Here is a 23240-nt window from a genome sequence, read left to right as displayed (position 1 = left end):
GACGGTTAGGAAATCACATGGCAACAGAGACAGTTGCAAAACCCCGCACCAGCGCGCGTGTGCACGTCCAAAAGTTCGGGACCTTCCTGTCCGGAATGATCATGCCCAACATCGGCGCTTTTATCGCGTGGGGCCTCATCACAGCCCTCTTCATTGAAAAGGGCTGGATACCCGTCCCGGAACTCGGCGGTTACGGCACCAATGCTGAGGGCGTGGCGAATCTGGGCCTCGTTGGTCCCATGATCAAGTACCTGCTGCCGCTCCTGATCGCCTATACCGGCGGCAGGATGGTGTATGACGTCCGGGGCGGGGTTGTCGGTGCCATCGGCACCATGGGCGTCATCATCGGCGCCGGCATTCCGATGTTCATCGGCGCCATGATCATGGGCCCCCTCGGCGGCTGGACCATGAAGAAGATCGACTCGCTTTGGGACGGCAAGATCCGCCCCGGTTTCGAGATGCTGGTGAACAACTTCTCGGCGGGCATCTGGGGCGCCGCTCTGGCGCTGCTGGGCTTCTACGGGGTCGCCCCGCTGGTTTCGGCCTTCAGCACCGGCGCCGGCAACGTGGTTCAGTTCCTGGTTAACAACGGCCTGCTGCCGCTGACCAGCATCTTCATTGAACCGGCCAAGGTCCTCTTCCTCAACAATGCCATCAACCACGGTGTACTGACCCCGCTCGGCATCCAGCAGTCCCTGGACCAGGGCAAATCCATTCTGTTCCTGCTGGAAGCCAACCCCGGCCCTGGCCTCGGAATCCTGCTCGCTTACATGTTCTTCGGCCGCGGCGCTGCAAAGGCGTCGGCGCCGGGTGCGGCGATCATCCACTTCCTGGGCGGCATTCACGAGATCTACTTCCCCTACGTGCTGATGCGCCCGCTCCTGATCCTGGCCGCCATCGCAGGAGGCATGACGGGTATCGCCACGCTGTCGGTAACCAATTCCGGGCTGGTGGCACCCGCCGCCCCCGGTTCCATTTTCGCGGTGTTGGCCCAGACCTCCCGCGACAGCTACCTCGGCGTGATCCTCGCGGTCCTGCTCGCCACCGCCGCTTCGTTCCTGGTGGCCTCGGTCATCATGAAGACCACCCGCCACAGCGATGAGGGTGACATCAACGCCGCCACATCCAGGATGGAGGAGATGAAGGGCAAGAAGAGCTCGGTTGCTTCCACCCTCACCGGCGCGGGTGCCGCTGCCGGAGCAGGTGGAGTGGGCGTCCTCGCCGGTCCCGTGCGCAACGTCGTGTTCGCGTGTGACGCGGGCATGGGCTCGAGTGCCATGGGCGCCTCGGTGCTGCGGAACAAGATCAAGGCGGCCGGGTTCCCGGACGTGAAGGTCACCAATGCCTCCATCGCCAACCTACGCGACGACTACGACGTCGTGATCACCCACCAGGACCTGACCGAACGCGCAAAGCCGGCGACGTCCAGCGCCGTCCACTACTCCGTTGACAACTTCATGAGCAGCCCGCGGTATGACGAAATCGTCGAGCTGGTCAGGGAAAGCAACACCGGAGGAGCCACGGCCACGGAGGGCCCGGACGCCGGTGCGGGAACGTCCGGCGGAGCGTCGGCCTCCGGACCTGCAACGGCTGGAACTGCGGCCGGGACAGCAGCCGCCGGTACCGCCGTCGGAACCCCTGAAAGCGATGCGCCAGGCGCCGGCACCGCCGAGATCCTGGCCAGGGAGAGTGTGGTCCTCCGCGGTTCGGCCACCACCCGGGACGCCGCCATCGACGAAGCCGGCCGGCTCCTGCTGGCCCGCGGCGCCGTGGACGAGGACTACATCCGGGCCATGCACGAACGCGAGGCGTCCGTGTCCACCTACATGGGCAGCTTCCTTGCCATCCCGCACGGAACCAACGCGGCCAAGGACCACATCCGAAAGTCCGCGGTGTCGGTGATCCGCTACCCGGAAGGCATCGACTGGAACGGCAAGCAGGTCAAGTTCGTGGTGGGCGTCGCGGGCATCAATAATGAACACCTGCACATCCTGTCCTCCATCGCAAAGGTCTTCACCAACAAGGAACAGGTGGCCCGGCTGGAGGCCGCGACGACCGAGGACGAGGTCCTGGAGCTCTTCGGAAAGGTCAATGCATAGTGAAGGCAGTACATTTCGGGGCCGGAAACATCGGGCGCGGCTTTGTAGGCCTGCTCCTGCACGATGCAGGCTATGAGGTGGTGTTCGCCGACGTCGCCGAGGAGCTCATCAACCAGCTCGCCAAGGCGGACAGCTACGCCGTGCACGAGGTGGGCGAAAACCCTGCCGTGCGCACCGTGGACAACTTCCGGGCGTTGAACTCCAACACCCAGGAAGCTGAACTCATCGCGGAAATTGCGACGGCGGACATCGTCACCACCGCGGTGGGGCCGCACATCCTCAAGTTCGTCGCGCCGGTCATTGCCAGGGGCATCGTTGCAAGGGGGCCCGAGCTGGCGCCGCTGCAGGTGATGGCCTGCGAGAACGCCATCAACGCCACGGACATCCTGGCCAAGGAAGTGGCTTCCCAGCCGGGGGCCGCCGCCGGGGCACTGGACGGCAAAGCGGTGTTCGCCAACACCGCCGTGGACCGGATCGTGCCCAACCAGGAAGCAGGCCAGGGCCTGGACGTCACCGTGGAGACCTTCTACGAATGGGTCATCGACCGGACTGCCTTTGGCGGTTCCGCTCCCGTGATCCCCGGCGCCACGTTTGTGGACGAGCTTTCGCCGTACATCGAGCGGAAGCTGTTCACGGTGAACACCGGCCACGCCTCGGCCGCCTACTTCGGGTTCGAGGCGGGCCTGGAGAAAATTTCCGATGCGATGGCGGACCAGGATGTTGCCGAGGACGTCCGGGCGGTGCTGGAGGAGACCAAACAGCTGCTGGTCAGCAAGCACGGTTTCAGCAATGACGAGCAGGAGGCGTACGTCCAGAAGATCCTGGTCCGGTTCTCCAACCCGTACCTGCCGGACACAGTGAACCGGGTAGGCCGGGCGCCACTGCGGAAGCTGAGCCGGCACGAGCGGTTCATCGGCCCGGCTGCCGAACTCGCCGAACGGGGAGTGGTGCCCGAGGCATTGCTGGGGGCCATCGCGGCTGCCCTGCGTTTCAACGACCCCGCCGACGCCGAAGCAACCGAGCTCACCAGGATCCTGGCATCCAGCAGTCCCGCCGACGCCACGGCGAGAATCACCGGCCTGGAGCCGGATCACCCGCTGTTTAATGCCGTCTCCACGCTGGTGGAGGAGCGCCAGGCGGAGGTGGCCACCACTCCCGCATAAAGGCCACAAGAGACGCGCCATCACCACCGGCGGGTTTTATCCCAACGCCCCATCACCTCCTGCGGATTTCTTACCAACGCGTCCGCAATCACGACGCCGGCACTTTCCCGAGTGCCGGCGTCGTACTTTTGCTGTGGCAGGCTTGCCCCCCCTACTGATCCGTGGCAGGCGCCCCGCCGGAAGGTGCTGATGTCCGCTGCAAGACCGCCTCCAGGTGGCGCATCACCAGCGATGCGGCTATCAGCGCAGCGGAGAATGGCAGGAAAAACAGTGTGACCAACTGGAACACCAGGCTAAGGGCCAGCCCAACAGCCTGTGAGTACTCGGGGCCGAGTTGCAGCGCCTGCAGGATCTGGGGAGCGAGAATCACCGCGAATGCACCGATGGCACCCGCGATGATCCCCGCCCGCAAAGTCGTCCTCGGCAGACCTGCTGCATTCCTGTCCATGGCCATTCCCCCCAATGAATCCTGCGCCCTGACGCTGGTCCCCCAGCCAAGCACGGCCAGGGACGGATCACAAGGCATGGCGCGGGCCGTGGAATGCTGAAGGGGTGATACGGAACCCAGAAGTCGTGCCCTTTCTCCTGACTGCCGACGTCGACGGAGGGACCTTCCGCCTGCGCCACGCCTCACCCGCGGATCTGCCCACCATCGTGCAGCTGCTCGCCGACGATTCCCTGGGTTCCGGCCGCGAACGCGCCGAGGACATGGCACCCTACGAACGTGCGTTCGGAGCGATCGACGCCGACCCTTCCCACCTGCTCGTCGTGGGGGAATTGATGACGGCTGCCGCCGCGGAGGCCTCCGTTGTTGCCACTTTCCAGCTCAGCTTCCTGCCAGGCATTTCGCGTCAGGGCGCCTGGCGCTCGCAGATCGAGGGGGTTCGGGTGGCGGACAGCCTCCGGGGCCAAGGCATCGGCAACGCCATGGTGCAGTGGGCCATCGAAGAGTCACAGCGCCGCGGCTGCACCCTGATGCAGTTGACCACGCACAAAACGCGCCGGGCAGCCCACCGGTTTTATGAGCGCCTCGGTTTCGAAGCGAGCCATGAAGGCATGAAGCTGGCACTGTGAGCCGCGGGACAGTCGCTGCCTGCCGAGAGTACCTGGGGGCGCACGAGCGCCACGTCGTGTAACCGATGCCCGGGGCCAAACAGCAAACCCTCCTTCACAGCACGTGATGGAGGGTTTGGTGTTTAAGACCGAAAAGTGATGGGGCGTTGGAGGAAATACTGCGGAAGGTGATGGGGCGTTGCTAGGCCTTCTTCGGGCTCTTCGCCACAAACAGCGTCTCCGCCTGCTCCAGCGACATGCCGTTGGTTTCCGGCACCTTGAACATCACAAAGAAGAACGACAACGCCGCGAACAGTGCGTACATGGCGTACGTCAGCGGCAGCGACCCGGCGGCCATCACCGGAAAGCTCAGCGTGATGGCAAAGTTCGCCACCCACTGCGCGGCTGCGGCCAGGCCCAGTGCGCGGGCGCGGATCCGGGACGGGAAGATCTCGCCCAGGAGCACCCACACGAGCGGGCCCCAAGATGCGCCGAAGCTGACCACAAAAACGTTCGCGGCCACCAGGGCCACGGGACCCCAGGCGCCCGGCAGGGAAATCTCCTCACCGGTCCCCACCGCGGAGGAAAACGCCAGCGCCATGGCACCCAGGGAAACTGCCATGCCCACTGAACCTGCCAGCAGGATGGGCCGCCGGCCGATCCGGTCCACCAGCGCGATGGCCACGAGCGTGACCAGAATGTTGGTGATGGAGGTGGCCACCGAGATGGCGAGCGAGTCCTTCTCCTGGAAGCCCACCGCCTTCCACAAGGTGGTGGAGTAGTAGAAGATCACGTTGATGCCCACGAACTGCTGCAGGACGGACAGGATAATGCCCACCCAGACCACTGCCTGCAGCCCGAATGCCTTGCCGCGGAGCGAGCCCTTCTGTCCGGCGAGCTTGTCCTCCTCGATGGCCTCCCGGATTTCGCGGATGTGCCGGTCCGTATCCTCTGCCGGAGCAATGGTGTCAAAGACCTTGCGCGCCTCATCCTCCTTGCCGAGGAACACCAGGAAGCGCGGGGATTCGGGAAGCGTGAAGGCCACCCAGCCGTACACCACGGCCGGCGCGGCAGCGGCGAGGAACATCCAGCGCCACGCCTCAATCCCGAGCCAGAAGGCCTGGTCCGCACCGCCGGCGCTGGTGGCGAACAGGGCGTCGGACAGGAGCGCGGCGAAGATACCGGTGGTGATGGCCAGCTGCTGCAGCGATGCCAGGCGGCCGCGGACCTTGCGCGGCGAAATCTCGGAGATGTAAGCCGGTGCGATAACGGAGGCAAGGCCGATTCCCAGGCCGCCCACCAGCCGCCAGAAGATCAGGTCCCAGATGCTGAACGCGAACCCGGTGCCGAGGGCGCTGACCAGGAACAGCAGCGCACCGAGCTTCATGGCGGGGATGCGCCCGTGCCGGTCGGCCACCTTTCCGGCGAGGAAGGCGCCGGCGGCACAGCCCAGCAGGGCGATGGCCACGGCGAAGCCGGTCACGGCCTCGGAGAGTGCGAACTCGTCCTTCATGGCGTCCACCGCGCCGTTCACCACCGACGAATCGAAGCCGAAGAGGAATCCGCCCACTGCCCCCGCGAGGGCCAGCCAGATCACCCGCTGCGGTATCCGGGCGGTTGTCTGCTCCTGTGCAGTGGGCATGGTTCTCCCTGGGTTTGGGGGTCTGATGGATGCGGTGCGGACGTCGTCGGCTGCGGTACCGGTCCAGATGGCCGGCGCACACGCGCTAAACAGTGTGGCACGTCACCGGCCGCTGTTCCACTCGGGGTCTGCAGGGCTGACTTTTCGCCCTGTAACCAAGGCAACCTGTAACCAAGGCAACCTGTAACCAAGGCAACCCTGTAACTAAGAACGACGACGGCGGGATGGCCGCCGTCGTCGTCTTGGCTTGGGAGCCGCCCGCCTTAGTGCACCGCCGCGGTTTCCTGCGGGGCAGCTTTGGGGTCCGACAGTTTTTTGTTGGGCAGCGCGAAGCTGATGAGGAATGCGATGCCGGTGAGGACGGCTGCCGTGAGCATTACGGCGTCGATCGCATAGGCAAAGCCCTCCGTGATGGGCCGGGTCAGCGTGCTGTTGGCTGTATGGAGCCAGCTGGTGTCATTGAGGGAATCGTTGGACGCCCCGTTCTGGAAGAACTCGTACAGCTTGGCGTTGGCGGGGTCAGCTGCCACCGCGGGGTCCCGCAGGACGGCCTGGTAGTCGGCGCTTCCCATGGCGGTTTTCATGCTGTCCGCGATCCGGCTCGCCGCCAGGCTGAACAGCATGGAGATGAACACCGCCGTGCCCACGGCGCCTCCCATGGAGCGGAAGAATGCTGCAGAGGACGTGCCCACACCCATGTCACGGCGCGGCACGGACACCTGCATGGCCAGGGTGAGCGGCTGCATGCAGAAGCCCAGGCCCATGCCAAAGAACACCGCGATCACGCCGGGAACCCACAGACCCGTGTCCACGCCCAGGGACAGGCCCATCACTACGGCGGCGGCGGTGAGGATGGCCGTGCCCATGATGGGAAAGATCCGGTAGGTGCCGGACGATGAGATGGTGCGCCCGGCCGTGATGGAGCCGGTGAGGATACCGACGGTGAAGGTGATCATCATCAGGCCGGCCTCGGTGGGAGTGAGGCCCTTGACCAGCTGCAGGTACATCGGGAGCATGGCGATGGCCCCGAACATGCCGATGCCGATGATGAAGTTCAGCAGCGATGACAGGCCGAAGGTGGCGATCCGGAAGAGCCGCAGGGGGATCAGCGCGTAGTCGCCGGCCCGCTTTTCGGCAAGCAGGAACCAGGCGATGCCCACCAGGCCCAGGCCGTAGCAGAGGGAGGAGTTCAGGGACGCCCAGCCCCAAGTGCGGCCCTGCTCCGCAACCAGCAGGAGCGGCACGATAGCCAGGGTGATGGCTGCCGCCCCCCAGTAGTCGATCTTCTGCTTCACGTGCTTGGCCGGGAGGTGGAGGAACAGGAATACGACTGCCAGTGCTGCCAGGCCGATGGGCAGGTTGATAAAGAACACCCAGCGCCAGCCGTCAAAGCCCAGGATGTTGGCCGAACCGGCGAATGCGCCGCCCACCACGGGGCCCAGCACGGAGGAGATGCCGAACACGGACATGAAGTAGCCCTGGTACTTGGCCCGGTCCTTCAGGGACACGATGTCGCCGATGATGGTCAGCGCGAGCGCCAGCAGGCCGCCGGCGCCCAGCCCCTGGACGCCGCGGGCTATGGCGAGTTCGGTCATGGAGTGGACCGAGCCTGCGTACAGGGAGCCTGCCAGGAAGATGATGATGGCGGCCAGGTACAGCGGGCGGCGGCCGAAGATGTCGCTCAACTTGCCGTACAGGGGTGTGCTCACGGTGGACGTGATGAGGTACGCGGTGGTGGCCCAGGCCTGGAGCGAGAGCCCGTCCAGGTCATTGGCGATGGTGTAGATGGACGTGGACACGATGGTCTGGTCCAGCGAGGCCAGGAACATGCCCAGCATCAGGCCGACCATCACGGTGACAATCTGGCGCGGCGTGAGGGTTTCTCCGGCGGCGCGCGCGGCAGTGGGTTGGGACATGGATGCTCCAAGGAAGAAATAAGCTCTGATAGTTGCTTTCAGTAACTATCTTATGCCGGGACCTATTCCCTGATACCGGAAGTTGTTTTCTCCTGCGGCCTGGCCGCCTTTAGCGCTCCACCAGGATCCCGTCCGGATCGCACCAGATGATGGAGCCGGGGCGAATGGTCACAGCGTCGATCTGCACGTCCACATCTACTTCGCCGGCCCCGGCTTTGGCGCTCTTGCGCGGATTGCTGCCCAGGGCCTTTACCCCGAGGTCCAGCTTGGCGATCGCCTCCCGGTCCCGGATTGCCCCATTGATGACGACGCCGGCCCAGCCGTTCGCCACGGCGCTTTCGGCGATCATGTCCCCCATCAACGCCGTGCCCAGCGAGCCGCCGCCGTCCACCACCAGGACGTTCCCGTTACCTGGCGTGGCCAAGGTGGACTTCACCAGGGCGTTGTCCTGGAAGCAGCGGATGGTCCGGACCGGGCCGCTGAAGTGTGAGCGGCCACCGAGGGACTGGAACTGCAGCGACACTGAGGCCAGGTCTTCGCCGCGCTCATCGTAGAGGTCTGCGGTGTTGACGGCCTGGGCTGATTGGCTTCCTGCAGCTGTTGTCATGCGTTCTCCTGAATTTTGGGCGCCGCTGGAACGCAGTTTGCGGTATGACAAGCGGTGCAATGAAGCCCACGATAGTCTGATTTTCAGAATCACGAACTGTTCCAGGGGGAACCAGCCATGAGCCTGTCCAACACACCCGCACCGCCGGATCCAGGCGCGGCAGCGGACGGCACGACGGCGGCACTCGCCGAACCCACCCGGAAGGTCACCGCCCGCTGGGTCACCGGCCTGGTGCTGGTCAACGTTGGCATTAATGCGGCTTTCTTTGGACCCATCAACGTCTTTATCGGCCAGCAGGCTATCGGCATTGACGAGGACAACAAGGAAGCCATTCTGTCCCTTGTGACAGCGTGCGGCGCCGCCGTGTCACTGGTGGCCAATCCATTGTTTGGCGCCCTCTCTGACCGCACCACCTCCCGCTTCGGTCGCCGGTCGCCTTGGGTGCTGGCTGGTGCCATCCTGGGAACGGCGGCGCTCCTGGCCCTGTCAGGCGCAACGACTGTAGCTCTGATGGTGCTCTTCTGGTCCCTGGTCCAGTTGGGCGCAAATGCCGCCTACGCCGCAATCACTGCCGCCGTCCCGGACCGGGTGCCGGTGCTCCAGCGCGGGAAGGTGGGCGGACTGGCAGCAATGGGCCAGACGCTTGGCGTCCTCACGGGCGCGGTATTCGGCGCCGTCGTGTCCGGCAACTTCATGGTGGGCTACTGGCTCTGCGCCGCAGCCCTTCTCCTGTCGGTGCTGCCATACCTGTTCCACCGGGACGATCCCGTGCTCCACAAGGGCGTCCTGCCGCGCTTCCGGCTAAGGGTGTTCCTCCGCGGGTTTTGGATCAGTCCCCGGCTTTACCCGGATTTTGCCTGGGCCTGGCTTACCCGCTTCCTGGTGAACGTCGGCAACCAGTTGACCATCGTCTACCTGCTCTTTTTCCTCCGAGACATCCTGAAGCATGAGGACCCGCCGGCGGGCGTACTGGTCCTCACCGGCACCTACGCGCTCATGGTGATGATCACCGCGGTGGTGGCCGGCCCCTGGAGCGACAGGGTTGGCCGCCGCAAGCCGTTCGTGATCGGCTCCTCGGCCACCATCGCCCTGGCGGCTCTGATCCTGGCGTTCTTCCCCGTGTGGCTTGGAGCCCTGGCGGGGGCCGCCGTCCTGGGGATCGGCTTTGGGGCATATCTGGCGGTGGACTTCGCCCTGCTGACGCAGGTCCTGCCCCTGGCGGCGGACCGCGGGAAGGACATGGGCGTGATCAACGTGGCCAATTCCCTGCCGCAGGTGGTGGCCCCGACTCTCGCATTCGTGGCTGTGAGGTATGCGGGCGGCTATATTTCGCTGTTCATAACCGCCGCGGTCATCGGCCTGCTCGGGGCTGTTTTTGTGGTGAAGATCAAGGGCGTCCGCTGACCTGCCGGGATGCCGGAAGTAAGACCACTGACGAATTACCCCGCATAGGTTTCCCGTATAGTTGAACCGGATCGCAGGCGGTCCGGGATGGGGACGCTCCCGGCTGCTGCACCGTCAAAACTCAACCCGGAATACAGATGCCTGAGACTCTTCCAGATCATCCGCCCATGGCCGCCATGCCCTCAGCCCCGCGTCAGCGGCTGCGCTATTCCCGCATCCTGGACAGTGCCGCCGGTTTTGCCCGGAAGGGCCTCGAATCCGTGGACCTGACCGAGGTGGCGGCCAAGGCCGATGTTCCCCTGGGCACGCTGTACCGCTACTTTCCCACTCCAACCCACCTGATGCTCGCGCTCTACCGGCACCAGCTCGGTGAACTGCAGGTCGCACGGCGGACCACCCCCGCCAGGTTCCGGGGCCGCGCCCTGGGTGGACTGGTGATGGAGATCTTCCACATGCGGGTGATGCAGCCCGCAGTGGAGCAGTGCCTGATCCGCGGTGTGTACCTTCCGGACCGGGACACCACCACCCTGCTGCGCGACATCGACGCACTGGGCGAAAAAGTGGTTTCCACTGCCTGCGGAGACGCCGTTGCGGCCCGGGTGCTCCTGTTGACCGTCACTGGTCTGGTCCAGTCCGTCCGGAACCGCCGGCTCTCCCTCTTCGAGGCCGAGGAAGACCTCAAAAAGGCCTGTGCCCGGCTCGCTCCGGTCGCCGGAGGCAGCTACACACTCCACCAGAGCGCGTAACTGGCCTAGACCAATTAACCATTAAATCGGGCTTATTGCCGTGGCGTGGATCACAGTGGGGGCTGGAAAAGCGTTTTAGCATCACTCGCCGCCGTCAAATCGTCTCCAGGTGCCTCCTTCCGCTGCCTACCATGGGGAATGAGCAGCAGGGAGCATCCCCGACGCTCCCACGGACCCGCCACCCCTCGGTAATCCGCCGCACCTCTTCCAATGCCTCAGGTCCGTTGGGCCTGAGCTCCATGTGCCGTGTGACCACGGCGAGCACCAGGAGACAACGACGTGTCCATTGACGCAATTGCAGCTACCGACAACTCCGCCGCCACCGCGCTGACCGAAGCCGAGATCTTCGACGCCCACCAGGGCGGCAAGCTCTCCATCGCCAGCACCGTCCCGCTGTCCAACAAGCGCGACCTGTCCATCGCCTACACTCCCGGAGTGGCTGAGGTCAGCCGCGCCATCCACGCCAAGCCAGAACTGGCCCGCACCCTCACGTGGGCCGAGCGCCTGGTGGTTGTGGTCAGCGACGGCACCGCCGTGCTGGGCCTGGGCAACATCGGAGCCAGCGCCTCGCTGCCCGTCATGGAGGGCAAGTCAGCCCTGTTCAAGACCTTCGGAGACCTGGACTCCATTCCGCTGGTCCTTGACACCACGGACGTGGACGAAATCGTCGAAACCCTGGTCCGCCTGCGCCCCAGCTTCGGCGCCGTCAACCTCGAGGACATCTCCGCACCCCGCTGCTTCGAGCTGGAGGAAAAGCTCATCGAGGCGCTGGACTGCCCGGTGATGCACGATGACCAGCACGGCACCGCCGTCGTTACCCTGGCAGCCCTCACCAACGCCGCCAAGGTGACCGGCCGCGAGCTGGACGGCCTGCGCGTGGTGGTCTCCGGCGCAGGGGCGGCCGGCATCGCCGTCGCCGAAATCCTGCTGGCCGCCGGCATCACCGACGTGGTCCTGCTGGACTCCCGCGGCATCATCAACGCCGGCCGCAAGGACCTCGCCGCGGACCCGGCCAGCAAGAAGGCTGACATCGCCGGCCGCAGCAACCCCCGCGGCGTGGAAGGAGGCCCGGCGGAAGCCCTCGCCGGTGCCGACGTCTTCATCGGCGTCTCCTCCTCGAAGCTGGACGAAGAGCACCTCGCGCTGATGAACCAGGACGCCATCGTCTTCGCCCTCTCCAACCCGGACCCGGAGGTCCTGCCCGAGGTCGCAGCGAAGTACGCCGCCGTAGTGGCCACCGGCCGCAGCGACTTCCCCAACCAGATCAACAACGTGCTGGCCTTCCCGGGCATATTCCGCGGCGCCCTCGACGCCGGGGCCCGCCGCATCACTCCCGCCATGAAGCTTGCGGCAGCCTACGCTATCGCAGACCTCGCAGCCGATGACCTGTCCGCGGACTACATCGTGCCCAGCCCACTGGATCCGCGCGTGGCGCCCGCTGTGACCGCAGCGGTCGCTGCCGCGGTGGAAGCGGAGTAGCTGCGCTTCCCTTGACGGAATGTACGACGGCGGTGCCTCCCCTGCGCGGGAGGCACCGCCGTCGGGGGTTAAGCGGGCGCCAACCATAGACTGGGATCCATGAACTCCGAAACCGTGGTGACCATCCTGTGCGGCCTGGCGATTCTGGTCGGCGTGGCGGGCACAGTCATCCCGGTGCTTCCAGGCAGCATCCTCATCGGCGCAAGCTTGCTGGCGTGGGCCATCTGGGGCGGTGCCGGAACTGCAGGCTGGGTGGTATTCGCGGTTGCCATGGTGTTTGTGGTGGCAGGCATGGCTGCCAGCGCTGTCCTCACAGGCCGGAAGCTGAAAGAACACGCCATCCCCAGCCGAAGCATCGTGGCCGCGCTGGTGGCCGGAGCGGTGGGAATGTTCATCATCCCCGTGGTGGGACTCTTCGTGGGCTTCGCGGCAGGCCTGCTGCTCAGCGAAGTCGCCCGCACCCGGAACCTCGGAAGCGCGGCGACCTCCAGCTGGGCCGCCCTGAAAGCAACGGGGTTGGGCATGCTCGCAGAATTCGCGCTGGCCTGCCTCGCCGCCAGCACCTGGGTGATCGGCGTGTGGGTCGCGGCCGCAAACGGCTAAATGCTTGCGGCCACGTGGGGCAGGGCGTAGAACGGCAGCATGACCACGGAGCGGAATTCAGTACGGGAGCACGTGCAGGCCTGGATGGACAAGTACCAGGCGGCATGGACCAACAACCGGCCCGGGGACATCCGTGCCCTCTTCACCGAGGATGCGGTGTACGAAACACGGCCCAACGACCCGCATGCTTGGAAGGGGCAGGACGGCATCGTCGAGGCCTGGCTCGCAGCCCGGGATGAGCCAGTGGACTGGACGTTCAGCTGGGAGCTGCTGGGCGTCGACGCTGACACCGCGTTCGTCCAGGGTGTTACCACCTACTCGGGTGACCGGCCCACGTATGACAACCTCTGGGTCATCAGGCTGGACCCGGAGGGCCGGGCCTCGGCATTCACCGAATGGTTCATGGAACGCGGCTGAGAACCTCTATCCGGTCGGGCATCCAACCGGCCTTAAGTCCCGGTTAGCATGGAGGGATGACCGCCGGGGACCCTGCACCGATCTACTGGGACAGGCGCGACCTCACGCCGTTCGGCGAGCCCCAGTTGCGCACACCTGTCCATGACCTCGCGGGGGGAGTGGGCGGCCTCCTCACCGGTGTGCTCGGGGGGCGCCACCCGGCCTTGATCTCCTTGGACGGGGAGATCCCGCGGCTCAAGCGGATGCTGCCCAAGCCGGCCAAGGCAGTGCACGAGGCCGTCTTCACCAGCCGGGAGCCCGAACGGCTCATCACGCTGGCCCGCGCCTACCCTGGCTGGGCCGGTCTCTGCTACCTCATGTCCGGGCTGCTCGTATACAAGCACGGCGGTTACCTGCGTGCATCGGAACTCCTGCAGCGCGGGCTTACCACCAGGAACGAGGACGAAGCCAACCGCTACTCCTCCATTTACCTCACCAGGATTGTCACCCGGGTCGAACTCGCCGAGCGCGTGGAGATCCCTGTCCTGTTCAGCGAGGAGTCAGTATTCCTTGCGCTGGCGCACTCGTTCCGCGAGACGGGCCGCACGGAGGCTGCGCTGGACGCCCTGGCCGGGCTGCCGCCGTCGCTCCCCATGGCTTTGGCGCGCTGTTCACTGGCGCTGACCCTGGGCCGGAGCCGGACGGTCATCGACTGGACCGAAGGCCTGCTCAATGCTGACGATCTCTCCGCCGCGCTCCTTCTGGTCCGGGCTCGGGCCCTGCGGCGCGAAGGCCGGTTCGAGGCGGCGCACCAGGCGCTCGCCGAGGTCCTGCGCCGGCGCAAGACCCACCTGACGCTGCGGAATGACGCCCTCACGGACCGGGCGCTGCTGGTGCTGGAGTCCAGCAAACGCTCGCTCAACCCGCGTGACTGGGGGCGGCGCCGCGAGGACCCGGTGCCGCAGAAGGAGATCGCCGCGCCCGTGCCCATCCGCAAGGACGAGGAAATGCGCCGGATCTGGGAACAGGACTGGAAGAAGCTCAGCGACGAGTAATGGCCCTACGCCGCCGCCAGAACCGGCAGCAGCTGCTCGCCGAGCAGCACCGCGCCCAGCACCACCATGATCACTCCGCTGGCAAGGGTCACCACGCGGGCGGCTCCGGGCCGGCTCTGCAGCAGGGTGCGCGAGAGCAAGGCGACGGCGGTGTACACAAGGCCCGCGAGCAGCACAAACGTCATGCCGAGCAGGCCGGACTGTACCGGCACGGGAAGGGATGCATCGGTGCTCACGAACTGGGGGACCAGTGCCACGTAGAAGAGCAGCCCCTTGGGGTTGATTCCGCTGGTTCCCATGCCGTGGAGGAACGTGCGGAGCCGGGTGCTGCCCACGCTGCCGGCACCGGCCGTGAAGCTGGCGCCGCGCCAGGAACGGAGCGTACTGATGCCGAGCCACATCAGGTATGCCGCGCCGGCCAGGGTGATCCAGCCCAGGACTCCGGGCATTCCCGTGAGCAGGGCGGCCAGTCCCGCCACCAGCAGGACCGTGTGGAGGACATATCCGCCGCAGAGCCCTGCCACCGCCGGCACAAAGCTCCGCTGCCTGAGCCCGGCGGCGATGGAGTACGCCCAGTCCACGCCGGGTGTACACGCGAGGGCGGCGGCCACCAGCACAAAGGCCAAAAACAGCTCCGGGTTCATTCTTTCTCCTGCCACTGGGTGCGTCAGGACAAACCCTAGATACTTTGGCGGCAGAAGTGCTGTCCCTTTTCGCTCAATATCAGGCCAGCAGGGTAAGGTTTTTGCGTGATCGACCACATTGACAGAAGTATATTGCGCTACCTCAAAGAGGACGGGCGGATGACCGCTACGGCGTTGGCCGCCAAGGTGGGTTTGACGGTGGCGCCGTGCCATCGGCGGCTGCGTGACCTGGAGCAGTCAGGCGTGATCCGGGGCTACCGGGCGGACATTGATCCCTCGGCCGTGGGGCTGGGTTTTGAGGCAATCGTGTTTGTCACCCTGCGCCAGGTGGATCGTGCGACGATGGAGGTCTTCGAAAACCGGGTGGCGGAGAACCCCAACATTGTCGAAGCCCAGCGGCTCTTCGGTTCCCCCGACTACCTGCTGAAGGTCATTGCCGAGGACCTGCCCGCCTACCAGCGCTTCTACGACGCGGAACTCACTTCCCTGCCCGGCGTCGAGCGCCTGACGTCCACGCTGGTGATGAAGAGCCTGAAGTCCAACGCCGGCCCGCCCGTATAGGCGGGGGCTGCGCTGGGTTTCAGCCGCCAGGCCAGCATTATCGGCCGGCGGCAAGGAGGCCCAACTGGCGGGCCATCACCACGGCTTCGAGTTGCGAGTGGACGCCCAGCCGGGAGTGAATGGCTTTTACATAGCCCCGGCAGGTGTTTTGGGAGATTCCCAAGGTTTTCGCGTTCGACCGGACGTCCTTGCCTTCCGCCATAAGTTTCAGCACGTCCATCTGCCGTCTGGTCAACAAAGGCACAGCCGAGGCTTGGCCGGGGGGCTGGACCTGCGGCGCGAAGGCAGCCAGGATCTGCGGATCAACCTCGATGATCCCCGAGTGGGAATGCCGGACCGTACCCAGGAGAGCAATCAGGGGCGTGCCCTTGGCAAGGAAGGCGGATGCACCTGCAGCGGCCGCCTGGGCCAGGCCCTCGCTCGTGGGCTCGCTGACCAGCATCACCACGTGCGTTCCCGGCGATGCGGCCATAATCTCTGCAGCCATTGCCGGGCCCAGGCCTTCCGGCTGGCCCCAGCTCATGACCACGACGTCCGGCTGGAGATTCCGGCACATGCGCAGTCCCGCCGATGCATTTTTTGCGAAGCCCAGGCCTTGCAGGTCGGGCTCGTGATCAATTGCCAATGTCAGTAATTCGGCAAACGAAGTGTGGTCATCAATAACCAGGACACTGATTATGGCTACGCCGCCATCAACAGCTTCTGCCGTCATTGCTGACACCCCCAATCATCGGATCATACGCGAATAGCCGCGCATTAAGTAGGCGGTCCCAGCACGTCCGTTAGGGAGAATTTTCCGCCCCGGGAGCACTCGATGTATAGGCCGAAGGTCCCCCTTCCCGGGTCCGGTGGCCCCCTATTTTGGGGGTTCGCCTAACTAAGTTGGGGACTGTTTGCCGGTTCCGCTCCGCGGGAAGCTTAGATAACTGTTGACCAAAGGCCCCCATTCGCAGGTTGGACGCACAATGACCGCATTGTTAGCTAGATGGAGTTTCCAATTCCGACTGCTGATCCTGGCGTTGGCCGCTGGAATAATTGCGATGGGGTTCTGGTACTTTCCCAGGTCCTCCGTAGACGCGTTGCCTGAATTCGAACCCGCCCAGGTGGAGATCCAAACCGAGGCCCTGGGACTGTCCGCCCTTGAAGTCGAACAATTCATTACTTCCCCGATGGAAGTGGACTTCCTCAACGGCGTCGCCTACCTGGACGAGATCCGGTCGCAGTCCGTCCCAGGCCTTTCCTCCATCCAACTGCTTTTCGAACCGGGGACTGACCTGCCGCGCGCGCGCCAGCTCGTTGCCGAACGCCTGGTACAGGCCCATTCACTGCCCAAGGTTTCCACGCCCCCGGTCCTGATGCAGCCGAAGTCCTCCACCAGCAGGGTGATGATGGTCAGGCTCTCGTCCTCGGAAGTTCCGCTCATCGACATGTCCGTCCTTGCGAGATGGAATATCAAGCCACGCCTGATGGGTGTCCCAGGAGTTGCGAATCTTTCCATCTGGGGCCAGCGCGAGCAGCAAATGCAGGTCGAAGTGGACCCGCAAGCGCTCCAGGCCAGCGGGGTAACACTGAACCAGGTCATCCGGACAACGGGTAACGCAGTATGGGTATCACCCTTGACGTTCCTCCAGGCTTCAACACCGGGAACAGGCGGTTTCCTGGAGACCGAGAACCAGCGCCTTGGCATCCAGCATGTCCTGCCGATCACCACCCCCAGCGACCTGGCGCAGGTCAGCATCGAGAACGTGACAGGCCCGCCGCTGGTTCTGGGCGACGTGGCAACAGTGCGGGAGCATCACCAGCCACTCATTGGCGACGCAGTGGTGGATGAGGACCCCGCCCTCATGCTGGTGATTGAAAAGTTTCCTGAGGCCAACACGGCTGAGATCACGGCAGCGCTGGAAGCGGCCCTGGAGGACCTGAAACCAGGCCTTTCGGGAATCAACGTCGACACCAGCGTGTACCGGCCTGCGTCCTTCCTTGAGTCCTCGATGCAGAACCTGGGTACGGGCTTCCTTGCCGGCCTGTTGCTGGCTGCCCTCCTTTTGGGATTGTTCTTCAAATCCTGGCGGATGGCCCTTGTGGGATTGATTGTCCTGGCAGTATCCAGCGCGGCCGCTTTCCTCACGCTGTCGGTGCTGGGAATCGGGCTGAATATTGTGGTCTTCGCCGGACTGGTTCTGGCGTTGGTTGTGGTTGTGACCGACCTTGTGACCGACCTGAACGGGCTACGACAGCGGCGGGAGCTTTCCGCCTCTGTTTCCGTCCGGCGGGCGGCGGGAAATACCGCTGAAGTCAGGGACGGGGGGACCGCGGAAGACGGTTCGAGCGGGCCGGAGCTGAAGGCTGAGCCAAGGCTGATGCTGATCTCCGCCGCCCTGCAGCAGACCCGCAATGCAGTTGTCTTTGCCGGGCTCACCATGGCGCTCGTCCTGCTGCCGGTGCTTTTCCTCACGGGGGTAAACCGAGCCCTTTTCGTTCCCCTGGTTCTGTCCTTCCTGGTGGCACTCGCCGTCGCTCTGCTCATCGCCTGGCTCCTGACCCCGGCTTTGGCCCTCACGTTCATGGCCGGCGAGGAGCGCTCACCGCAGCTCCCCGGCAAACTCAGATCAGGTATCCGGACCGCGGCCGAACGCGCCGCCGCGAAATCCCGGTGGGTGTTGGCAGCAGGCGCTGTGCTTGCGGTAGCTGCGGTAGCCGGAATTCCGCTCCTTGCCGCCGGCCAGCCTTCGGTAACTGCACTTCAGGACCGGATCCTGCTGGTGCAGTGGGATGGGTTGGCGGGAACGTCGAACGGCGAGATGAGCCGGATATCGGCCCTTGCCAGCAAGGAATTGACGAACATACCGGGAGTGGCGAACGTGGGCGGACACGTAGGTCGCGCCATCACCTCGGACCGGGTGGTGGGTCCGAATTCAGGGGAACTCTGGGTCACCATGGAGGCGGATGCTGATTACTCCAGTGTGGCGGACGCGGTCAATGAAGTCGTGGCGGGCTACCCCGGGATCAGCGGCAGTGTGGCCACCTACGGCCAGAACCGGCTCGATGTTGAGCGCAGCCGGTCACAGCATGAGTTTTCGGTCAGGGTATTCGGGGTGGATCCCGAGGTCCTGCGTCAAACCGCGGAAAACGTCAGGGACATGATGTCCACCACCGACGGCTTGGTTGACCCGCAGTTGTCCCTGCCCCGGCTCCAACCCATCGCAGAGATTGAGGTTGACCTGGACAAGGCACAACAGGCCGGCGTGAAGCCGGGTGATGTGCGGCGTGCAGCAGCCACCCTGCTGCAGGGAGTGGATGTGGGTTTCCTGTTCGAGCAGCAGAAAGTGTTCCAGGTGGTGGTGAAGGGAACTCCTGCCACCAGCTCGAGCCTCACAAGCGTCCAGGAGTTGCTGATCGATAAGCCGGGCGGCGGCCATGTGCGGCTCAGTGAAATCGCAGACGTGCGGGTAAAGCCACACGAGTCGGTCATAACGCACACCGACACTTCACGCCATATAGATGTGGTGGCCCAGGTGGACGGCAGGTCCGTAGGGGACATCACATCAGATGTCACCGCCGGCCTGGCCGACCTCGATTTCCCCATGGAATACCACGCCCAGGTGCCGTCCCAGTACTCGGAGCAACAGAACACGCTGCAACTCGTTTGGGCCGTCGCGGGAGCAGCCCTGCTCGGCATCCTGGTCCTCCTCCAGACCGCGGTGGGTAGCTGGCGGGTGGCCTTGGTTGTATTCCTGGCGCTGCCCCTGGCCCTTGCAGGCGGCGTTTTGGGCGCGTTCCTCACTGGCGGCATCGGCTCCCTGGCGACTCTCCTTGCCTTCGCGGCGCTGCTGGGAATGGCTGTGCGGGACTCCATCCTGCTGGTCCGACGTGCCCAGTCCCCACTCACGGCCAGCACTCCAGTAGCTGCGGAGGTGCGGGAGGAATCCCAGGTGCGGGGCGGTTCGCGCTCCGCCATTTTGCAGGCAGCCCAGGAACGGCTGGTTCCTCTCCTGATTGCTGCGGTTGTCAGCGCGGCATTCCTGATCCCCCTGGTGGTACTCGGGGGAGCTGTTGGCAGGGAAACGATCCTGCCCTTGGCCATTGTCATATGGGGCGGGCTGGTAACACTCGCACTGCTTGTCCTGATTGTCCTGCCAGCCCTCCTGATCCTTTTTGGCACCGGCGCCCCGGAGGATGAGGATCCACTGAAGCCACAAGGCCCCGCCGGTGCTGCGGGCCTCCCTGAAAGAACGGAAGTGTCATGACCACTGCGAACGTGTCTATGAAGCGCCGCCTGTGCGGCGTCCTGGTCATGGCTTGCCTGATTGGTGGCCCTGTGGCCGCGTGCGGGGAAGTCTCTGAAGCGGCTCCGGCCGCGACGGGGCTGGAAGCGGCCACCCTTGAGGAGGTTGAAGGGCAGGAAGTCAGCCGCATCACCCTGACCGATAAAGCTGCAGAACGGCTCGGAATCACTTCAGGCGCGGTGGAGGCGCTTGAGGGTAAGCTCCAGGTTCCCTACTCGGCGCTGATCTATGACGCGAGCGGCGGCACCTGGGTCTACACCAACCCGGAGCCGCTGGTCTTCGTCCGGGCTCCCGTAGCGGTTGAGCGGATCGAGGGATCCACCGTGAAGCTGGCAAGCGGGCCCCAGGCTGGGACCACAATCGTGACGGTAGGGGCGGCCGAGCTTTTGGGTGCCGAGCTGGATACGGCGCACTGACCTGTTATGCGCAAGCTCATTGGGTTCAGCCTCAAGTTCCGGTCGGTGGTGGTAGCGCTCGCCGTCGCAATCATGATGGTTGGCGCTGTCCAGATCAGCTCAGCGTCAGTGGATGTGTTTCCCGAGTTCGCACCGCCCCGGGTGGAAATCCAGACCGCCGCCCTGGGCCTGACCGCCGCGGAAGTCGAGGAGCTGGTCACGGTTCCGCTGGAGGACGCGCTCAACGGCTTGGAGGGGCTGGACGAACTGAGGTCAAAGTCTGTTTCCCAGCTCTCCTCGGTTCTGATGATTTTCGACCCCGGTACTGATCTGCTGAAAGCGCGGCAGCTGGTCTCGGAAAGAGTCGCAACGGTCACGCCGTCGCTTCCCAGCTGGGCCACACCGCCGGTGATGCTGCAGCCATTGTCCTCAACGAGCCGGGTCATGAAAATTGGCCTGTCCTCGAAGGAGCACAGCCTGATCGAGCTGTCCATGCTGACCCACTACAAGCTGCGTGCGCACCTTCTCTCCGTCCCCGGGGTGGCTAACGTTGCGATCTGGGGTGAACGGAAGGAAACGCTCCAGGTGCGCGTCAGGCCTGACCGGCTGCTGGCTGAAAAGGTGTCCCTTCAGCAGGTGATGGCAACCACCAATGACGCCATGCACGCCGGGCTGCTGAAGCACACATCCGGCAACGTGGTAGGCGCCGGCGGAGTTGTCGAAACTCCAAACCAGAGCGTTGGCATCTCGCACATCCTGCCCATCCACAAGCCAGAGGATCTTGCCAAGATAACTATCCTGGAACGCGACGGGATCCCCCTGCGGCTGGGCGACGTGGCCGACGTCGTGATGGACCATAACCCCCTGATCGGTGACGCAGTCATCAACGACGGCGAAGGCCTGATGCTCATCGTGGAGAAGCTGCCCTGGGGCAACACCCTCGAAGTGACCAAGGGAGTGGAGGCGGCGCTGGAGCAGATGGCGCCGGCACTTTCCGGGATCGACGTCGACACCGCCATTTTCAGGCCGGCGACCTTCATAGAACAGTCGCTGGAAAACCTGAGTCTGGCACTCTTGCTGGGCATCGTGTTGGTCATGATGGTGCTGGGGGCGTTCCTTTTCCAGTGGCGGACAGCCCTTATCAGCCTGATTGCCATCCCTTTGTCCCTGATTACGGCCGGCGTGGTCATTATGATGACCGGCAGCACCGTGAACACCATGGTGCTGGCTGGCCTGGTGATCGCCGTGGGCGTAGTGGTGGATGACGCCATCATCGATATTGAAAACATCATCAGGCGGCTAAGACAGCATCGCGAAAGCGGCAGCAGCCGCTCCACTGCCTCAGTTGTCCTCGAAGCATCAATGGAGGTTCGCGGACCGATCGTGTACGCCACGCTCATCATTGTTGTTGCCGCGGTACCGATCTTCTTCCTTGAAGGACTGACCGGGGCCTTTTTCCGTCCACTGGCCAGCGCCTATACGTTGGCCGTCTTCGCCTCGATGCTGGTGGCACTCACGGTCACTCCAGCCCTTGCGCTCATCTTCCTGCGCAAGGCACCGCTGGACCCGCGGGACCCGCCGCTGGTCCGGGTCCTGAAGCGCCGCTACCACTCCCTGATGTCCAGGGTGGTCCGCCGCCCAGGGCCTGGCTACCTGGCTTTCACCGCGCTGACTCTCTCCGGGGTCCTGGTGGCACCGTTGCTGGGCCAGGCGCTGTTGCCGTCGTTCAAGGAACGCGACTTCCTCATGCACTGGGTGACTCAACCGGGCACTTCCCTGGCCGAGGAGGTCCGTATCAGCGAACGTGCCTGCAAAGAATTGCTGGCCGTAGAGGGAGTGTTGAACTGCGGTGCCCATATCGGGCAGGCGCTGGCCGCAGATGAGGTAGTGGGGGTGAACTTCGGCGAGAACTGGATCAGCGTGGATCCCTCCGCCGACTACGACAAGACTCTGGCAGCCGTGCAGGAAGTAGTGGACGGCTATCCAGGGATCCACCGCGACGTACAGACCTACTTGAAGGAGCGGATCCGGGAGGTGCTTACGGGTCAAGGTGACGCAGTCGTAGTCCGGGTATACGGCGACGATCTTGAAACCTTGCGTGAACTGGCCAAGGAAGTCGAGGAGGTAATGGGAGGGATCGATGAGGCCGTGGAGGAGCACGTGTCGCTGCAGGTGAACGTTCCACAGGTGGACGTTACGGTGAACCTCGAGGCGGCAAAGCGTCACGGCATCAAGCCCGGCGACGTCCGGCGGGCTGCGGCAGCGATGGTTGCCAGCGAGGAAGTGGGCGACCTGTGGCGGGACGGCAAGGTCTTCGACGTCCGTGTCTGGAGTCCTCCGGAGACCCGTTCCGACGTGACCAGCATCGGCAACCTGCCCATCGATACTCCGTCCGGAGTACCGGTCCGGCTCGCGGAGGTCGCTGAAGTAACCGTCAACGCAACTCCCGGCGTCATTGACCGGAACAACAACTCACGCAGGATCGACATCAGCGCGAATGCCGCTTCGGACGGTGACCTGGGTGCCTTGGTGACGAAACTGCAGCAAGAGCTCGCCGAGGTGGACTTTCCCGCCGGCTACCACGCTGAGGTCCTGGGGGAGTTCGCGGAACGTGAAGCGGCCACCCGGCAGCTCCTGATCTTTGCGGCGGGGGCTCTCCTGGTCATTTTCCTGCTGCTCCAGGCCTCATTCGGCAGCTGGCGGCTGGCCGCCCTGATCATGTTCACGCTTCCTGTTGCGCTCGTTGGCGGCATGCTCGCGGCCTACCTCAGCGGCGGCGTTCTCTCGCTCGGTTCGATCGTAGGGTTCCTGACGGTCCTGGGCATCGCGGCGCGCAACGGCATCCTCCTCATCAGCCACTGCCAGCACCTTGAGAAATACGAGAACGAAAAGTTCGGGCCCGAACTGGTGTTGCGCGGTGCAGGGGAACGGCTCTCACCCATTCTGATGACGACGCTCGCCACCGGACTGGCCCTGGTGCCGCTGATCATCATGGGCACCATTCCCGGCCATGAGATCGAACATCCCATGGCTGTGGTCATCGTTGGCGGGCTGGTGTCCTCAACGCTCCTCAACCTGTTCATTCTGCCCTCCCTGTACCTGCGTTTCGGAAAACCGCGGTCCAAGGCCTCCCCTCCTGCTGCTCCGGTTCCGGCATCTGTTTAAACACGGCAAAGGGCCCCTGAACTACC

Annotated in this window: 19 protein-coding genes; 13 read left to right on the top strand and 6 right to left on the bottom strand. The window is 64.6% G+C overall.

Translation table 11 applies throughout. The features are described 5' to 3' along the window. The first annotated feature begins 17 nt into the window (after positions 1-17). Both FBY31_RS12875 and FBY31_RS12870 read left to right on the top strand, forming a co-directional pair. Complete coding sequence (locus tag FBY31_RS12875; RefSeq protein WP_142041460.1) at positions 18-2099, top strand: PTS mannitol transporter subunit IICBA; 2082 nt, start codon at positions 18-20, stop codon at positions 2097-2099. Next, positions 2099-3262: a mannitol-1-phosphate 5-dehydrogenase gene (locus tag FBY31_RS12870; protein ID WP_142041457.1), complete on the top strand. Its 1164-nt coding sequence runs from the start codon at positions 2099-2101 to the stop codon at positions 3260-3262. Before FBY31_RS12875 ends, FBY31_RS12870 begins: the two co-directional genes overlap by 1 nt. Before the next feature lie 151 nt (positions 3263-3413). On the opposite strand, the gene FBY31_RS12865 is transcribed toward FBY31_RS12870, so the two are convergent. Continuing rightward, positions 3414-3710 (bottom strand): hypothetical protein, encoded by a 297-nt coding sequence (locus tag FBY31_RS12865; protein ID WP_142041454.1) that lies wholly within the window; start codon positions 3708-3710, stop codon positions 3414-3416. Between the two features lie 125 nt (positions 3711-3835). On the opposite strand from FBY31_RS12865, the gene FBY31_RS12860 reads away from it, so the two are divergent. Further along, positions 3836-4336 carry a GNAT family N-acetyltransferase gene (locus tag FBY31_RS12860; RefSeq protein ID WP_235013048.1) on the top strand — a complete coding sequence of 167 codons (501 nt, stop codon included), beginning with the start codon at positions 3836-3838 and terminating at the stop codon, positions 4334-4336. Between the two features lie 181 nt (positions 4337-4517). On the opposite strand, the gene FBY31_RS12855 is transcribed toward FBY31_RS12860, so the two are convergent. The 3 genes from FBY31_RS12855 to rraA form a co-directional block, all read right to left on the bottom strand. Continuing rightward, complete coding sequence (locus FBY31_RS12855; RefSeq protein WP_142041452.1) at positions 4518-5957, bottom strand: sugar porter family MFS transporter; 1440 nt, start codon at positions 5955-5957, stop codon at positions 4518-4520. Positions 5958-6220: 263 nt separating this feature from the next. After that, on the bottom strand, positions 6221-7873 hold the full coding sequence (locus tag FBY31_RS12850; protein WP_142041449.1) for an MDR family MFS transporter: 1653 nt from the start codon (positions 7871-7873) through the stop codon (positions 6221-6223). A 109-nt stretch (positions 7874-7982) separates the two neighbouring features. Continuing rightward, positions 7983-8480, bottom strand: a complete 498-nt coding sequence (gene rraA / locus FBY31_RS12845) for a ribonuclease E activity regulator RraA (RefSeq protein ID WP_142041446.1) — start codon at positions 8478-8480, stop codon at positions 7983-7985. A gap of 117 nt (positions 8481-8597) precedes the next feature. On the opposite strand from rraA, the gene FBY31_RS12840 reads away from it, so the two are divergent. The 6 genes from FBY31_RS12840 (at position 8598) to FBY31_RS12815 (ending at position 14163) form a co-directional block, all read left to right on the top strand. Beyond that, entirely contained in the window at positions 8598-9884 is a 1287-nt protein-coding gene (locus FBY31_RS12840; protein ID WP_142041443.1) for an MFS transporter, read from the top strand. A gap of 137 nt (positions 9885-10021) precedes the next feature. Beyond that, entirely contained in the window at positions 10022-10630 is a 609-nt protein-coding gene (locus FBY31_RS12835; protein WP_142041440.1) for a TetR/AcrR family transcriptional regulator, read from the top strand. A gap of 279 nt (positions 10631-10909) precedes the next feature. Further along, complete coding sequence (locus FBY31_RS12830) at positions 10910-12109, top strand: NAD(P)-dependent malic enzyme (protein ID WP_142041437.1); 1200 nt, start codon at positions 10910-10912, stop codon at positions 12107-12109. Between the two features lie 99 nt (positions 12110-12208). Continuing rightward, a complete protein-coding gene (locus FBY31_RS12825; RefSeq protein WP_142041434.1) occupies positions 12209-12712 on the top strand; it encodes a DUF456 domain-containing protein in 504 nt (167 codons plus the stop codon). Positions 12713-12751: 39 nt separating this feature from the next. Next, positions 12752-13129, top strand: a complete 378-nt coding sequence (locus FBY31_RS12820; protein WP_142041431.1) for a nuclear transport factor 2 family protein — start codon at positions 12752-12754, stop codon at positions 13127-13129. Between the two features lie 56 nt (positions 13130-13185). Next, positions 13186-14163 carry a hypothetical protein gene (locus tag FBY31_RS12815; RefSeq protein ID WP_142041428.1) on the top strand — a complete coding sequence of 326 codons (978 nt, stop codon included), beginning with the start codon at positions 13186-13188 and terminating at the stop codon, positions 14161-14163. Between the two features lie 5 nt (positions 14164-14168). Here the strand turns inward: FBY31_RS12815 and FBY31_RS12810 are convergent, their stop codons facing one another. Next, positions 14169-14807, bottom strand: a complete 639-nt coding sequence (locus tag FBY31_RS12810) for a LysE family translocator (protein WP_142041425.1) — start codon at positions 14805-14807, stop codon at positions 14169-14171. 105 nt (positions 14808-14912) lie between these two features. Between FBY31_RS12810 and FBY31_RS12805 the strand changes: the two genes are divergently transcribed. Beyond that, positions 14913-15368: an Lrp/AsnC family transcriptional regulator gene (locus FBY31_RS12805; RefSeq protein WP_142041423.1), complete on the top strand. Its 456-nt coding sequence runs from the start codon at positions 14913-14915 to the stop codon at positions 15366-15368. Between the two features lie 37 nt (positions 15369-15405). On the opposite strand, the gene FBY31_RS12800 is transcribed toward FBY31_RS12805, so the two are convergent. Beyond that, complete coding sequence (locus FBY31_RS12800; RefSeq protein WP_142041420.1) at positions 15406-16080, bottom strand: response regulator transcription factor; 675 nt, start codon at positions 16078-16080, stop codon at positions 15406-15408. 253 nt (positions 16081-16333) lie between these two features. Between FBY31_RS12800 and FBY31_RS12795 the strand changes: the two genes are divergently transcribed. From FBY31_RS12795 to FBY31_RS12785, 3 genes are read left to right on the top strand one after another with little or no spacing between them, the layout of a single operon-like run. Continuing rightward, positions 16334-19615: an efflux RND transporter permease subunit gene (locus tag FBY31_RS12795; protein WP_142041417.1), complete on the top strand. Its 3282-nt coding sequence runs from the start codon at positions 16334-16336 to the stop codon at positions 19613-19615. Next, a complete protein-coding gene (locus tag FBY31_RS12790) occupies positions 19612-20070 on the top strand; it encodes a hypothetical protein (RefSeq protein ID WP_235013046.1) in 459 nt (152 codons plus the stop codon). Before FBY31_RS12795 ends, FBY31_RS12790 begins: the two co-directional genes overlap by 4 nt. A 6-nt stretch (positions 20071-20076) precedes the next feature. Then, the gene (locus FBY31_RS12785) at positions 20077-23214 is read left to right on the top strand and encodes an efflux RND transporter permease subunit (RefSeq protein WP_142041414.1); all 3138 of its coding nucleotides are present in this window, start codon (positions 20077-20079) and stop codon (positions 23212-23214) included. The last annotated feature ends 26 nt before the right edge of the window (positions 23215-23240 follow it).

It is taken from the genome of Arthrobacter sp. SLBN-100, from assembly GCF_006715305.1.
Taxonomy (GTDB): Bacteria; Actinomycetota; Actinomycetes; order Actinomycetales; family Micrococcaceae; genus Arthrobacter.
The sequence above is the reverse complement of the archived record's forward strand: the minus strand, read 5'-3'. Positions and strand labels throughout refer to the sequence as shown.

Bases quoted from the DNA above. Each gene is read 5' to 3' on its own strand.
- FBY31_RS12825 (WP_142041434.1), top strand. From the start codon at position 12,209: ATGAACTCCGAAACCGTGGTGACCATCCTGTGCGGCCTGGCGATTCTG.
- FBY31_RS12785 (WP_142041414.1), top strand. From the start codon at position 20,077: ATGCGCAAGCTCATTGGGTTCAGCCTCAAGTTCCGGTCGGTGGTGGTA.
- FBY31_RS12855 (WP_142041452.1), bottom strand. From the start codon at position 5,957: ATGCCCACTGCACAGGAGCAGACAACCGCCCGGATACCGCAGCGGGTG.
- rraA (WP_142041446.1), bottom strand. From the start codon at position 8,480: ATGACAACAGCTGCAGGAAGCCAATCAGCCCAGGCCGTCAACACCGCA.
- FBY31_RS12850 (WP_142041449.1), bottom strand. From the start codon at position 7,873: ATGTCCCAACCCACTGCCGCGCGCGCCGCCGGAGAAACCCTCACGCCG.
- FBY31_RS12865 (WP_142041454.1), bottom strand. From the start codon at position 3,710: ATGGACAGGAATGCAGCAGGTCTGCCGAGGACGACTTTGCGGGCGGGG.
- FBY31_RS12835 (WP_142041440.1), top strand. From the start codon at position 10,022: ATGCCTGAGACTCTTCCAGATCATCCGCCCATGGCCGCCATGCCCTCA.
- FBY31_RS12790 (WP_235013046.1), top strand. From the start codon at position 19,612: ATGACCACTGCGAACGTGTCTATGAAGCGCCGCCTGTGCGGCGTCCTG.
- FBY31_RS12815 (WP_142041428.1), top strand. From the start codon at position 13,186: ATGACCGCCGGGGACCCTGCACCGATCTACTGGGACAGGCGCGACCTC.
- FBY31_RS12800 (WP_142041420.1), bottom strand. From the start codon at position 16,080: ATGACGGCAGAAGCTGTTGATGGCGGCGTAGCCATAATCAGTGTCCTG.
- FBY31_RS12875 (WP_142041460.1), top strand. From the start codon at position 18: ATGGCAACAGAGACAGTTGCAAAACCCCGCACCAGCGCGCGTGTGCAC.
- FBY31_RS12810 (WP_142041425.1), bottom strand. From the start codon at position 14,807: ATGAACCCGGAGCTGTTTTTGGCCTTTGTGCTGGTGGCCGCCGCCCTC.
- FBY31_RS12795 (WP_142041417.1), top strand. From the start codon at position 16,334: ATGACCGCATTGTTAGCTAGATGGAGTTTCCAATTCCGACTGCTGATC.
- FBY31_RS12820 (WP_142041431.1), top strand. From the start codon at position 12,752: ATGACCACGGAGCGGAATTCAGTACGGGAGCACGTGCAGGCCTGGATG.
- FBY31_RS12840 (WP_142041443.1), top strand. From the start codon at position 8,598: ATGAGCCTGTCCAACACACCCGCACCGCCGGATCCAGGCGCGGCAGCG.